This window comes from Dyadobacter sp. 3J3 (assembly GCF_009801115.1).
Taxonomy (GTDB): domain Bacteria; phylum Bacteroidota; class Bacteroidia; order Cytophagales; family Spirosomataceae; genus Dyadobacter.
Genome location: NZ_VTOL01000001.1, coordinates 238,560 through 253,361, shown reverse-complemented (window position 1 = coordinate 253,361; position 14,802 = coordinate 238,560). Strand labels below are relative to the sequence as shown.

Annotated in this window: 9 protein-coding genes and 1 pseudogene; 7 read left to right on the top strand and 3 right to left on the bottom strand. The window is 40.6% G+C overall.

The genetic code is table 11. The annotated features are described in order from the left end of the window. Nucleotides 1–10: 10 nt before the first annotated feature. Nucleotides 11–862 carry a ThuA domain-containing protein gene (locus tag FZF08_RS01085; RefSeq protein ID WP_159466774.1) on the bottom strand — a complete coding sequence of 284 codons (852 nt, stop codon included), beginning with the start codon at nucleotides 860–862 and terminating at the stop codon, nucleotides 11–13. A 297-nt stretch (nucleotides 863–1,159) separates the two neighbouring features. Between FZF08_RS01085 and FZF08_RS01080 the strand changes: the two genes are divergently transcribed. Next, nucleotides 1,160–1,396 (top strand): hypothetical protein, encoded by a 237-nt coding sequence (locus FZF08_RS01080; RefSeq protein WP_159466773.1) that lies wholly within the window; start codon nucleotides 1,160–1,162, stop codon nucleotides 1,394–1,396. Nucleotides 1,397–1,825: 429 nt separating this feature from the next. Here the strand turns inward: FZF08_RS01080 and FZF08_RS01075 are convergent, their stop codons facing one another. Beyond that, nucleotides 1,826–3,571: an alkaline phosphatase gene (locus FZF08_RS01075; RefSeq protein ID WP_159466772.1), complete on the bottom strand. Its 1,746-nt coding sequence runs from the start codon at nucleotides 3,569–3,571 to the stop codon at nucleotides 1,826–1,828. Nucleotides 3,572–3,917: 346 nt separating this feature from the next. Between FZF08_RS01075 and FZF08_RS01070 the strand changes: the two genes are divergently transcribed. From FZF08_RS01070 to FZF08_RS01050, 5 genes and pseudogenes are all read left to right on the top strand, one after another. Continuing rightward, the gene (locus FZF08_RS01070; protein WP_229216376.1) at nucleotides 3,918–5,375 is read left to right on the top strand and encodes a cell shape-determining protein MreB; all 1,458 of its coding nucleotides are present in this window, start codon (nucleotides 3,918–3,920) and stop codon (nucleotides 5,373–5,375) included. Between the two features lie 341 nt (nucleotides 5,376–5,716). After that, a pseudogene (locus FZF08_RS01065) lies at nucleotides 5,717–5,962 on the top strand (polyphosphate kinase 1); the annotation flags it as partial. Between the two features lie 1,106 nt (nucleotides 5,963–7,068). Next, nucleotides 7,069–8,709: a carboxylesterase/lipase family protein gene (locus FZF08_RS01060; RefSeq protein WP_159466770.1), complete on the top strand. Its 1,641-nt coding sequence runs from the start codon at nucleotides 7,069–7,071 to the stop codon at nucleotides 8,707–8,709. Between the two features lie 345 nt (nucleotides 8,710–9,054). Then, a complete protein-coding gene (locus FZF08_RS01055; RefSeq protein ID WP_159466769.1) occupies nucleotides 9,055–10,173 on the top strand; it encodes an AraC family transcriptional regulator in 1,119 nt (372 codons plus the stop codon). 185 nt (nucleotides 10,174–10,358) lie between these two features. Further along, entirely contained in the window at nucleotides 10,359–12,230 is a 1,872-nt protein-coding gene (locus FZF08_RS01050) for a serine hydrolase (RefSeq protein ID WP_159466768.1), read from the top strand. 20 nt (nucleotides 12,231–12,250) lie between these two features. Here the strand turns inward: FZF08_RS01050 and FZF08_RS01045 are convergent, their stop codons facing one another. Beyond that, a complete protein-coding gene (locus FZF08_RS01045) occupies nucleotides 12,251–13,177 on the bottom strand; it encodes a LysR family transcriptional regulator (RefSeq protein WP_159466767.1) in 927 nt (308 codons plus the stop codon). Between the two features lie 89 nt (nucleotides 13,178–13,266). Here FZF08_RS01045 and FZF08_RS01040 point away from each other — a divergent pair, with 89 nt between their 5' ends. Then, complete coding sequence (locus tag FZF08_RS01040) at nucleotides 13,267–14,703, top strand: NADP-dependent isocitrate dehydrogenase (RefSeq protein ID WP_159466766.1); 1,437 nt, start codon at nucleotides 13,267–13,269, stop codon at nucleotides 14,701–14,703. Nucleotides 14,704–14,802: the final 99 nt, after the last annotated feature.

Below are 14,802 nucleotides of genomic sequence, written 5' to 3'. Positions count from 1 at the left end.
ATCTGGCAAATTATTTGATTGACCAGAGAACTGCATTTTGTAGTAATTGCACAAAGTTTTCATTCTTCCAAACTGCTGTATCATGGCCCATTGAAGTATAAAATGTTTTTCCCTGGCCGACATTTCGGTACCATGCAACTGGCTGGTGCTTACCCATGCCAAAATCTTTGTTTTGAATAAGAAATAAGTTTCCGCTAGGAAGAATCGTTTCGCCATCGATATAGGCAACAATCCTGACACCCTTGGGCTTCGAATAATAGATATACCATTCATCTGTTTGCTTCCAGGAAGCGGGCCGCTGATGTGTAAAGGTGGAATCTATATCTTTCTCAATGTTTACCTTGGCCGCCTGAAGTTGCGGATGGAGTGGGTGATGGGAAAAACTGGCACCTATAAGATTTTTATTCATCCATGGCCAGTCATTGTGGGAGAAATCGCCGGCACTATGAATACCCATTAATGTGCCGCCCGATTCAACAAACTCCTTCACCGCCATCTGTTGTTCAGCATTCAGCAGTCTGCCAGTTCCGTTATTAATGATTATAACTTTAAAATTCTTTAACAGTTCGCCGAAGAATACGCCACCCTTTTCCGTCTCATAAATATACCAACCATTTTTCTTGCTCATATTCAGAAAGACACGCTTGGCCGCGTCAATGGATTCGGAATGCCTGTAACCTGTTGTTTTGGAAAATAATAGTATGGCAGGTTTGGCAGCCGGAAAATTGATCACAGGATGATCTGTTTCGAATTTTACCGGAAACCCATTTTTAATTCTGTAAATAAACAGACTGGTGGCAGTGACAAGTATCAGCATCACTGTGCCTGCACAAAGCAGGAATATTTTAAAGGTTTTTTTCATGCGTACAGATTTATCTGATAATACCACTAGTGACAAATCTATTGACTGCTGTATCGTTTAATAATGAATGAAGATCACTCGTTACAATGATTTCTCAATCAAAATTTAATAAATAAAATCAATTAAAATACAGATGTTTTATAGGTCAGTATATAGAACGAATGATTTAAAATACTGCGAGGTTGATTTGATCTGGTTCCATCCAGTTTATTTTCTTGCTCATCTATGGTTTGTAAACATTAAAAATTTAAATTGATGTTTAATCTCACTTTTCAAACTTTATACAGCCAAACTAACATGAGTGTCGATAAAAATTCTTTGCAAAACGAAATTGTTGAAGCAATAACGAGCCGGTTGGAATCCTCAATGGTGCTATCAGACAAAGCAAAAAACAGGATAGCCAAGTCGGGCGGAAAACTTGCTGAAAGGTTGATGATGATCTTTGAAAAACAAGAGCGGCAGGCAGCTAAAAAAGTGGCTGAAACTGGTAGCGATCCGGGTAATTTTTCCGAAGATGCAAGCGGCGAATCTTAAAAATATGCCCTAGTTTGACGGAAGTCAATCAGTTTTAACCGGCAATATCGATCCGGCCGATGCGGATAGCCAAAGATTTGACAATGCTCAAAAATGATATCGCCCAATAGACAGGAATTATGAAAAAATACGACAAACAGACAGCTCAGGATATTTAATCAACACTTACTGAAAAATTGACTGGCTTGGTGCCTATCTCAAAGAGCTTTGAAAAATCAATAAAAGAAACAGCTAAAAAACTGGCAGTTAAGATAGGGAAGCAGCTTGCAAAAAATTCAAAAAAAACAATGCCTAAACATCAAAATAAGACTGTTATAATTGAACAAAAGGATGTCTCCTTATAGAATGAATCAAGTAAAGTTAAAAGGTTGCTAACCAGTATGCGCAGGCAGCAACCTTTTAGCCCAAAATAAAAAAACTACCAGGTTACTAACTAATTGTTTCGCTATGTCCTGTTGTGGTTGTCGTGTTCAGTGTTGAGATCGTGCTCACATACCTCCATTCTGCAATTGCCTGGGTGGTGGTGAATTTTGCCATCACATAACCGCGTTTAGAAGCGTCCACATAGTTTAGATCATCAACCAGGAGTGCCAGTGCTTTTTCAAAGCCTGCCAAAGAAGCTGGATCAGTTCCCAAATACTCTTCAAAACCAGGAGAAGTTACAGAGGAAGCAGCAAATTCCTTTCCTATTTTTTCCTGGTCCGCTGTTGTCAGGTCAGAATACCAGCCATTGTGTGAATCACCTGACAGGGCTATGAGTTTCTTGCCCTTTGCCAACGCATATACTTTTTCACGTTCGGCTGGATATCCATCCCAGGCGTCCAGATTATAGGGCAATACTGTGCTAATTCTGGCAATTTCCTGTGTTGTCAATGAAGGATCTTTGGCAAGAGAACGCGCTTTGATCTGTGTCAAAGCCAAAAGCAGCGCCTGGAACTTTTGAAAAGTCGCTGGGGTTGCCGAGCCCAATGCGGTAGCTTCACCAACGATTTGTGTTATACCAATTAGTAATTCTGCCGGGACATACATTTTTCTCATCAATACCTGTTGTCCAAGGACTTGCCATTTGCCTTTTCCAGCTTGAAGCGCACTGCCCAGCCATGTAAGCTGCTCAGCACCCAAAATGGTTCTGGATGGATTTAGCCAGTCTTTCTGAAAGGCAGCTGCGTCTAAAACACCGCTACTGTTAAAGTAATCTGTGTATGAAAGTTGTTTATCCCGGCCAATTACCCGGGTATCGAGCATGTGAAGGTCAAGAATATCTCCAAAAGTAAAGCTGCGGTAGATTTTCGGATCTGACAAAGTACGGACCCCAATGTATTCATGATAAGCTTTAATTGCATTTGCTTTCCGCGTTTCAAAGCTTCCTTCGCCGGCATTGTGATTCTGTGCACCGTCTTTGTAAGCATCATTGGCAATCTCATGATCGTCCCAAACACAAATAAATGGTTTTTTCTGATGAGCCAGCTGAAGCTGCGGGTCACTTCTGTATTGTTTAAGACGTGTACGGTAATCGTCCAGGGTCAATATCTCGTTCTTTGGTGCATGTGTCCTTCCCAGAGCGGCAGTGTTTGAATTAGTACCGTATTGCCCTTCACCATATTCATAGATGTAATCCCCGAGGTGCAAAATCACGTCAGCGTCGGATATCGCCATCGCGCCGTAAACATTGAACAAACCAGCGGCATAGTTTGAACAAGAACAGACCGCTAGTTTCACTTCACTACGCTCACCTGCCTTTGGAAGTGTCAATGTCTCGCCGGTCACTGAAACCGTTGCAGTATTAACGATAGTGAAATTATAGTAATATTTTTTGTTGGAGTCAAGCCCACTGATATCGATGCTTACTGTAAAGTCATCGCCCGAAAGTGCATCCACCATTTCTGTTTTTAGAACGGAGTTGAAAGCAGAGTCTGTGGCAAGCTTGTAAGAAAGCGTTACTTTGTCAGTGCTTACAGCGGGTGTTACTCTGGTCCATAGGATTATTTTACTTTCTGTTGGATCAAAACTTGCAACGCCATAGTCAAAATTACCTTTCTGTCCTGGATCATTGGGGTCAGGTATGTTGTGATCGGTGCACGAACCCACCAGTACAGATGATAAAATCATCCCAGAAATGCCCAATGCCGATTTTTCAATAAATGCCCTTCGGTTGATAGAATTTTTATTTTTCATACAGCTGTTTTGTGATTTGTTGTAATCCATAAAGTTAGCCGCCTGATATTTCCTGCAATTCTTCAGAGTTTTATGATCCTATTAAATTATCTGCTTGGCCCGGACATTATCAAAGGCACTGCCTTAGTCGATCTGGCCTTTTCAAATGAGATTATTTCCTATCAAATAAAATAATCTGTCAACTGCTTGTAGAAAATTGTGATCTGGTCTAAGATTGCAATCAGCAGTGTTGTGTGTAATTGAAGTAAGCTGTAACTGGCTGTAATCTTTACATAAACATAATGTTGATTCAGGCTTAAATTAGTTCTCTGTTTATAACTTTGTATTGACTTATGATCAGCATTTGATGAAGCCTTTTTTATTTAAGATAATCTTAGTTTTGGGATTGTGTCATCTTTTTTGTCTGGCTGGTTGCAAGTCGATAACGGCGGTGCCAGATGAAAAACCCATTACATATAATTTAATTGAAGTGAAGGGCGAGATTCGTGAAAACATGGTGTGGACTGCCAATAACCACTACCTGCTTCGAGGTTACGTCTATGTAACCAACCAGGCGGCTTTGACCATTGAACCTGGCACTGTAATTTTGGGTGGTAACTTTCAACAGGATGCATACAGCCATCCTGACGCATTGATCATTGAAGCCGGAGCCAAAATTTTCGCCAACGGGACAGAGCAGAAACCTATTGTTTTTACATCTGCAAATGTGCCTGGCAAACGTAATTCCGGTGATTGGGGTGGTATAGTGCTCATAGGTAAAGCACCACATAACCGTCCTGGCGATTTTTTGTTTGATGCGGATATCAGAGGTTCGATGAATGCATTCGATCAGCCGGCCGACAACTCCGGATCTTTGCAATATGTGCGTATCGAGTACGCAGGAGGTTCGGTCTGCTGCTCCGACCTGAGTGGTTTGAGGTGTTACGGCGTTGGTTCAGCAACTACTATTGATCATGTTCAGGTTTCTCACAGTGCTGGTGATTCCTTTGATTGGCGTGGTGGTACTGTAAACGCTCGGCACCTGATATCGCTAAGCCCGTTTGATGACGATTTTGATCTGGACTGGGGCTATTCAGGAAATGTTCAATTTGCACTTTCTCTGCGTGATCCGCAGATCGCTGATGCTTCGGGATCCAATTGTATTGAATCTGATAATTTTAACCCGGGTGAAAACGCTGACCAAAGTTCTTTAAATCCTAATAAGGGAATGCCGTTAACCAAAGCGATTTTAGCCAATGTAAGTAGTTTTGCATTTGCTGAAAGGCCCATTGCTACTACATTGATGGGCAGCGGTGGCTATCAGTCTGCGCTGCACCTTCGCAGAAACTCAGCGGCCAGCGTTATTAATTCAGTTTTTATCGGCTGGCCGGAAGGTTTACGTTTGGACGGTACAAGAAGTGGTACCTGGAAAAATGTGGAAAATGGGGACTTAAAACTTCAGGGTGTAACCTTGGCCAATGTCGGTGGGGCACTGCCATTATATGGGGATGTACTGACAAAGGATGTACGTGGGGCAGGAGATATTACAGATGAGCAGGCTATAAGTTTTTTCCATACGCCTGCCTACAGAAACGTGATTATTGCAGGCTCTGAGTTGTCATCGCTATTATTAGACCCATCAAGTTTTGATCTTGGTGCACCCAAGATGCTGCCTCAGAAAAATTCATCATTGTTAAGTAGCGGGGTGGTTAGCACTAAAATAGCCAATTATTTTATTACTCCGGTTAGCTACCGCGGCGCTTTTGCTACGACGGACTGGACTGTTGGTTGGGTCAACTGGCAGCCGCAGGATACAGATTATTAACGTTACTTAGAGTTTATCCCATCCCGAGTAATATCAATCAAAGTAAAATGATTTTAAAATTAAAGGTTGAAATGCTAAACGACATTTAATAATAATTTGGTTCATTTAATTTTTAATACAAATTTACGTGTATTCCAATTCGTTCATTTTGTCTGTAGGTATATCTACTTATGTCTTTAAAATATCTTCTCCGTTTTAGATACATAGCAATCAGGTAAAGTTATTCCCAGCTTGGGAAAGCCAACGTATTAGATTTAGGTGGCACATTTTTAATTGTTCCTGTGAAACGGCACTATAAATTTTGAAAGTAATGATCCTTACACAATGTCTGATTTATCAACATGATGACCAAATACTCTTATTTTGACCGTAATCTGAGCTGGCTTTCCTTTAATGAAAGAGTGTTGATTGAAGCAGGCAGGGATATTGTGCCGGTTTTGGAAAGAATAAAGTTTTTATTAATATTTTCCTCAAATCTTGATGAATTTTACCGCGTTCGTTTACCCATTTTGCTTGCAAGGCAACAGCGAGGCAAAAATAGTATCTATGATAAGGCCGCAAAAATTAATTACAATCAGCTGAATCAATTCAGAAAGATTTTAATAGAGTCAGTTATCCCGGAATTGACGCAGTACGGTGTACATTTTTTACTATCACGATCATACTCCACCAATGCTCGATGATCAGATTACGGATTACTTTTACTGCCATGTTGCAGGACTTTTAAAACCTGTTCTGTTAGAGCGGGGAGCGGCAATGTATACCACTCTGGAGTAAGCGGCGCACAGAAATAACCTGTTATGAAATAACATGGAGAAATGACCAGGAAATACGGTACCACTGAATTAGGTGGTTCACTTCTCCGAAATACCAGACAAAAAGAGGTAAGAATCAGTAAGAAGATATAAATAAAGCATTATCTACAAAGAGCTATTAATGTTGATGTTCATTAATGTGAATTTCCTTTGTTATATAATTAAAGTTATGTTGAGTGCATACTTGTGGATAAGTGATGGCACGTACAAATATCATAGGAAGTTATGGTCAGTGAGCTCGTTTCTGTAATATAGAAATTCCATGATAGAAGTGTCTAACACTCCAGAATTTTCCGCTTTGAATATGACTGCAGGGTGATTTTTGATGGGGCAGGGTGTGGGATGGATGGTCCGGGCAATATGCTCAAAATGCCAGGACGAACCTGCCCAATGGTTATTGCGACAGCCATAGAATATCTGACCATCATTCTACTGTTTGCCTATAATGCAGCTCCGTACCATTGAAATAATCTCAGGCTAGTGTATTGAAGATAATGAACACCGAAGCTTCTTATAGCGTATATATGTATAGGTTCCATTTTTGGGGCTTCAAAAATTGCAAAAGTGAGAATTGACATTTTGTGCCATACCGTTAAATAATATAATGAAGCCAAAATTAGACATTACATCCCATTAAATTAGTTTTATATATAACTCGTTTATAACTATTTATCTCAAAATACTAAATTCTTTTAATGACAATGAATTGCCCTGCAATTTATTTATGTCATCAGGTAACAAATTAAGTTGAATCATAAACATCGTTGAATTATGCATTTGTTGAGTTTAAGTATTAACCCTAATATAATATAGGATTAAACCTTTCATTTCGTGAGGAGATAACTTATATTTTCATCTTTTATCTTAAAATCCAATTGATGAAAATATTATTTATAACAGTCTTCATGACTATGCAGATTGTACAACTGGCTACTGCTCAGTCCAAAAAGTCCACCAATACTCCGCAAGCCAAAACAGTCAACGGCATTTTGGAGGGAGTAACAGAGCCGTCAGGAATTCGTGCTTTCAAAGGAATTCCTTTTGCACAGCCGCCGATAGGAGAGCTGCGTTGGAAAGAACCGATGCCGGTAAAGAACTGGAAGGATGTCCGTAAAGCAGAAAAGTTTGGTCCGCGTGCAATGCAAAATGCTGTTTTTGGAGATATGGGTTTTCGTTCGGATGGTATGAGTGAAGATTGTTTGTACCTTAATGTATGGACACCGGCTTCATCTGCAAATGAAAAATTACCGGTACTGGTGTATTTTTACGGAGGTGGTTTCATCGCCGGTGATGGTTCGGAAGGTCGTTATGATGGCGAAAGTATGGCTAAAAAGGGTATGGTGAGTTTAACCGTCAATTACCGTTTGGGTGTGTTCGGTTATATGGCTTCTGCTGATTTAACAAAAGAATCTTCGCATCACGCATCGGGCAACTATGGTTATCTTGATCAGGCAGCAGCACTTAAATGGGTGCAACAGAATATTGCTGCTTTCGGAGGAGATCCGGGCCGGGTGACAATTGCGGGAGAATCCGCGGGGTCGCTTTCTGTAAGTGCGCTGATGGCATCACCTTTGTCAAAAAATCTTTTTGCAGCTGCTATTGGTGAAAGCGGTTCTGTATTGGGTACATTGCCTCCGGTTCCACTTATGGAGGCGGAACAGACGGGAGCGAAATTTGCAGAACATGTTGGTGCGAAGTCACTGACCGAATTAAGAGCTATCCCTGCGGAGAAATTGCTTGGTTTTACTGATAAGCCTGGAGTTCCAAGATTCATGGCTACGGTTGACGGATATTTCTTTTCAAAACCACCTATGGAAACATACCTGAATGGTGAACAAGCCCAGGTACCGCTCCTGGTCGGATGGAATTCTGAGGAAATGAATTACAAAGCTATTTTGGGTAAAGAATCGCCGACTGTTGATAATTATACCAAAACAGTACAAAAGCTATATGGAGAAAAGGCCGATCAGGTTTTAAAGCAATATGCAGTTACCACGGATGCAGAAGTTGAACAAGTAGCCACGGATCTTGCCGGTGATCGCTTCATTGGATTCGGAACCTGGAAATGGGCGGATGTCCAGAGCAAAACCGGAGGCGGAAAACCTGTATACCGTTATTATTACGCCCATCCACGCCCTGCAATGACAAAGGAAATGGGCAATGCTGCACCCGGATTAGCAGGTGGAATTACCAAATCTAAGGATGCGGCTCCATCAAAAATAACAATTCCGCAGGGAGCCGTGCACTCCTCAGAAATTGAATATGCGATGGGTAATCTTTCGCTTAATAAAGTATATGACTGGACGCCGGAAGATCATAAAGTGTCGGAAATTATGCAGAATTACTTTGCCAACTTTGTGAAAACAGGAAATCCAAATGGCACAGGATTGCCTGAGTGGAAGCCATTAGGAACAGGAGAAAATGCGCATTACATGCACATCGATTTAAAAACAAGACTGGAAACGGAAAAACATCGCGGAAGATATCTGCTCATGAATTCATTTTTAACAAAAGAGTAGTGGCTTTTAAAGCTGGTTGGTTTTTCTGAAACCGACCAGCCTGTTTTTTATTGAGTCTGATAGGTAATCACTGGAAATTTCCAGGTTTATCAATTTTTATCGGGGTGATTTTTGAATATATTTTTGCTTCACTTAATTTTTTACAGGTCTTCTCAGGTCCTTCTTCGCAAATCGAAATTACCAGAAGTCATGCCAGGAATTATTTCAATACCTCTCTTGGGGAACTCTACAAATTCAACAGGTTTCCTACTCACGCCTGATGTCAGAGTGGAGGAGGTAAAGATTCGTAATAACTTCGAGCACCAACTCAATAAATGATGGAAGTCAGCTCTTTAAAATAAAAACATGTCTGATCCACTTTTCATTGGCCTTACGACCGGCGCAGCTTTTTTGCTTTCATTTTTGCTTTTTACAAATCCAAAGAATATCAATGTAAAGGCGAACCGCTGGCTTGGTGTTTTTGTCTTTTCCTTTGCGTGTGCAATGCTGGAAATTTTCCTGCACAATCTTCGTCTTGTCAAAAATCGCCATGTAGCGCTCAGTTTGATTGAAGCGAGTCGGTTTTTATCCGCACCGACTTTGTATTTGAGTGTTTCATCCTTTACATCAGCCAATAAAAAAGATAAAGCAGTATACCTGCATTTTGCTCTTTTCTTTGCGGCTCTAATTTTACTAATGCCGAACATATTGACCGGAGAAAATTTCAAATTCCCAAATGAATATATTGCTGGTATTGTACTTACTTTTTTCAAAATTTCGCTCCCCGCACAAACGGTGATTTATTGGTGTTTATCTTTTCTGAAATTACGTCGGCACGAACAAAATATCAGACAGGTTACGAGTTTTACGACTGAAATTGACCTCTCCTGGCTGAAATATTTCTTATGGGTTTTGGCGGCGGTGGTTTTAATCTGGCTCAACCTTGCACTCTTCAACTTCACAGTTCTGTTCGGCTTCACACCGTTTCTTTACCTGCTCAGCGTTTATTTTCTGGCCTATTTCGCTTTGAAACAAAGCGAAATTTATCCTTTTACAAAAGTAGACTTGCAGGAGCTTGACATCGTCATTTCTTCCACGACACCTCACAAAACTGAAAAGCAAAAAAGGCTGACAGAAAGCCAGACGGTGGTTCTGAAAGAAAAGCTGGAAAATCTCATGCAACTGGAAAAGGTATATCTCAACAACGAGCTTAGTTTGCCGGTCCTCGCGCAACAAATGGGCGTATCCATTCATGAATTATCTTTTCTGATCAACGATGTCTATGGAGAAAATTTCTTTTCGTTTGTAAACAGACATCGGATTGAAGAAGCCAAACGTCTGCTGCACTCTGAAAAATACGAAACGCTGAATATACTCGGAATCGCTTACGAGGCCGGTTTCAATTCCAAAACCACGTTCAATACTGCTTTCAAAAAATCAACGGGCCTTTCGCCAAGTGAATTTGCATTGACGGGAAGAAAATAAATATTTTGTTTGTCTTTTAATTAAATGCTGAAAATCAGATAATTAACCAGAATATTTTATATCTCCAAGACTATTTTTCTTTTTCCAATAGCTGAAACTTGTTCGTTTGGATACATCCGAACACACATAGGGCTGTTTTTATCCAATTTCGGGCTATAATTTTTTCAAATTAATATCCCGATAAAATGGCTCTTAGAACTACTTTGTTTTCCTGCACCTTAGCAATTTTCCTGATTACAATTCTGCGTGTAGAACCGGCTTCTGCAGAAGAATCTGTCCCAACCACATTGAGTGATTTAAAAGCAAGATTAGAAACTGAAATGCAGAGGCAGCATATTGCAGGCATGATGATGACAATCGTCAATAGGGATTCAATCCTGTTTTCGGGTGGAATCGGTTATACAGATATTGATAAGAAAACCCCGGTTACAGAAAAGCATCTATTTCGCGGCGCTTCAATCACAAAACTGTTTGTCGCACTTGGGATTATGAATTTAGTAAAAGACGGAAAGCTGAAAGTCAACGCGAAACTGAAAGATATAGCGCCGGAAATTCCATTTGAGAATCAATGGGAAACAACGAATCCTGTTACCATTGAAGAATTAATGGAGCATACCACCGGATTTAGCGACAAATCGCCTTTTCAGGAATACAATTTCACGGGCCATCCATATACAAAAATCGAGTCTGTTAAGGTGTTTGAAGATTGTATGACATCCAAATGGAAACCCGGTGAGAGACATTCCTATTCTAGTGTGAACTATGCCATTCTGGATTATATCACCGGGAAAGTATCAGGCCAACCGACCCCGAAATATTTGCAGGAACGCGTATTCAAGCCTTTGGGGATGCCTTATGCAAATGTCGATCTGACGGATGACGGTTCCGGCCGATACAGCAAAGGTTATGTCTGGAAGCAAGGGAATTTTCAGCTGGTACCACATCAACCCGCTTTCAATGCTGGTTACAGCTCCTTAAATGTCAGCGCACAGGATTTTGCTCATGTATTGAAAAATTATTTAAACGACTGGAAAACACCATCGGGACAATTTCTTTCGAAGGATATTCTGGAAGCAACTGAAACACCGCATAGCTATCTTTCGGCCGGGGGTGGCCTTAAAAATACGTATGCCTATGGCAATGAGGCAAACGAGTTGGGCGGTCACATATTCAGGGGACATCGAGGCGCAATCGGTGGATTTTTGTCAGCTTTTTTATACAACCGGCACCTTGGATTAGGATACGCATTTGCTCTAAACACGCACAATGAGGCATTTTATCAATTTGCCGATCAACTAATCAGTGAGTTTGTTCTCAGGAATATTCATAAGCCGGATGCGACTTTAAGGTATCCTTTGAATACTGTGGTTGTAAAGCCCTACCTGGGTTATTACCGGCTAAGCAATCCAAGCCAAATGTATACCGGATTTTTCGAAAGTCTGACGAATACCATCAATGTTGAACCGGCCGGAAACGAAATGCGTGTGCAAATTCTAAGTCGTGGTGCAATGACCTGGCAAGCAGTTGACAAAACGGGATTGAAATATAAAAATCAGTATGCTGCTAAACCTCAAATTTTATTTTTGAAGGACAGTGACAACAACCCGGTGATTACGGACGGAGCACTGTATTTTAAGAAAACAACCGCGTTAGCGGCCTGGGCGTCCATACTTTTTTTTGCGTTCAGCGGGCTCATTTTAATCAGCACACTAGTTTTTGGCGTAGTAAATATTTTTCTTTTCATCCTGAAAAAACTCCCATGCAACCAGTTGTTGATCAGGCTTTCGCCCACACTAGCGACCATAGGCCTGGTCATAATCCTGCTTTCGATCAGCCAGCTTTTCGACCACATGAGGGAAGCGGTATCTACGAAAGGGATTTTTATGATTTGGTCTATCGGCAAATTTCTCTACGCTATTTTTACGCTGCTGACATTAAGTTTGTTGACCTTTCGATGGAAATATTTAAACAGTAAGGTATTAAAAACATATCTGATACTTGCGACTTTATCGTCATGGTATCTATTTGTAATTTTCCTGTTTAATGACTGGTACTGACTGATGCTTTGAAGTCTTTTTTAATAAGGATGCTCACACCATTTGAAATTGTGTTCAATGATCCCTGATTTTTGTTTACCAACTGATTCTAAAAAAGATAATGAAGCTTTCGAGTGCTTTTTTTCTTTCAGCCAAATCAGGCTCCAGGTCGTTTTTATCGGAAGGCCCGGGACATTTATGATTTCTAATTCATTGCTATTGAGTTCGTTTTTTATGCCTATTACGGGCATAATGGAGTAGCCCAAACCAGCCAGGATGGCTTGTTTAACAGCTTCATTTGAAGTGAGTTCCATTTTTTTTAAAACAGAAATATTGTGCTCGGCAATAAAACCCTCCATAACCTGGCGTGTACCAGAACCTTTTTCCCGAAAAATAAGAGGCAAGTCTTTAAATATTTCGCTTACTTCTTTATTTTTTTTCAGTTTTAGTCCGGGTTTTCCTACTAAATAGAGCCTGTTGGGTAAAAGATCCAGCCATTCAATATTGATTGTGGTAGGTAAAATGGATACAAGGGCAAAATCTACCTCGTTGTTTTCCAGGCTTTCCAAAACCCTGTTTTTGTTGGTAACATCCATTAATAGCTCAATTCCTGCATTTTTTGTCAAAAAATCCGTAAGAAAAAATGGCATGACGTATTTTCCAGTTGAAACTACCGAGATTTTTAGTTTTCCGGTCAACTTGCCTTTGTAAGCCAATGTTTTATAGTTAATGGCATGTACCTGTTCAATAATGCTTTCAGCCGCCTCCGCGATCTCATGTCCAAAATCTGTTATATAAATCTTCCTTCCTATGACCTCTGTCAACGGGATGTCAAACTGGTTCTCAAAATTTTTTAACTGAATAGAAACCGCAGGTTGGGTCAAATGCAATTCCTCGGAGGCTTTTGTGACACTCTGTGCCTTCACAACCGCCAGGAAAATCCGGAGTTGGTTTAATGTATAATGCATAAATAATTTTTATGTAAAGCATAGTAAATATAAATGAAAATTTATGATTTACGGTCAATAGTTTTGTGGTCATAAACAAACCAATTGAAATGACTAAAATAACAGTTGCAAAAGGAGACGGAATTGGCCCGGAAATCATGGATGCCACTTTGAAAATTATTTTGGCAGCAGGTGCCGAAATTGAAATTGAAGAAATTACGGTTGGAGAGTCGGTTTATCTGGCGGGCAACGCTGCCGGTATTAGTTCGGAATCCTGGGATATAATCAGGCGCAACAAGATTTTTCTGAAAGCTCCCATCACTACGCCGCAAGGAGGTGGGTACAAAAGCTTAAACGTTACGACGCGTAAATTTCTGGGTCTATATTCAAATGTCAGGCCTTGCACGAGCCTTCATCCCTATGTAAGCACAAAACATCCTGATATGGATATCGTGATTATAAGGGAAAATGAGGAAGACCTATATGCAGGAATCGAGCATCAGCAAACCGATGAGGTAGTTCAATGTCTGAAACTGATCAGTCGCCCAGGTTGTGAGAAAATTGTACGGTATGCATTTGAATATGCCAGGCAGCAAGGTCGGAAGAAAGTGACCTGTTTTACCAAAGACAACATTATGAAACAGACAGACGGCCTGTTTCATCGTGTGTTTGACGAAATTGCAAAAGAGTACCCGGAAATAGAAAATGAGCATTGGATCATCGATATTGGAGCGGCCAAAATGGCTGATACGCCTGAAATCTTCGACGTACTGGTGATGCCCAATTTATACGGTGATGTATTGAGTGACGTTGCAGCACAAATAGCAGGTTCCGTCGGCTTGGCAGGTTCGGCCAATATCGGAGAAGAATGCGCAATGTTTGAGGCTATTCACGGGTCAGCACCGAGAAGAGCTGGCCAGAATATGGCAAATCCGTCTGGTTTGTTGCAGGGAGCCGTGATGATGTTGAATCATATCGGCCAAACAAAGGTGGCAGAAAGGGTTCAAAATGCCTGGCTAAAAACGATAGAGGATGGCACGCATACCTATGATATCTTCAAAGATAAAGTCAGTAAAGTGAAAGTCGGTACAAAGGAATTTGCTGATGCAGTTATTTCAAACCTTGGAAAGAAACCTGATTTGTTAAAGGAAGTTTCTTATGCCAATAATGCAGCACTGGTTCTCCCAACCTATCAGCGGAAACCTAAACAGGATAAAGAACTGGTGGGGGTGGATCTGTTTGTACACTGGGACGGATCAAATCCTGATGAACTCGCAGAAATCATAAAACGCGTGGATGGAAATGAGGTTGATTTGAAAATGATTACAAACAGGGGTATAAAGGTATGGCCAAATGGATTTAAGGAAACCTTTTGTACGGATCACTGGCGATGCCGGTTCCAGTCAAAATCGGGTTCCATCGCTAATAAAGCGTTTATCGCCGGACTGTTGGACAATTGCCTTCGTGAAGATATTGACGTGATTAAAACAGAAAACCTATACACGTTTAATGGAAAACAAGGTTTCTCTTTGGGACAGGGGCAATAGTTCAAAATCGGAGCTTTCGAAAATATTTACGAAAAAAATTAATAAATCATATGTGTAAATAATTCAATCAACATAGAGATCTTTCAAAATAAATACTTA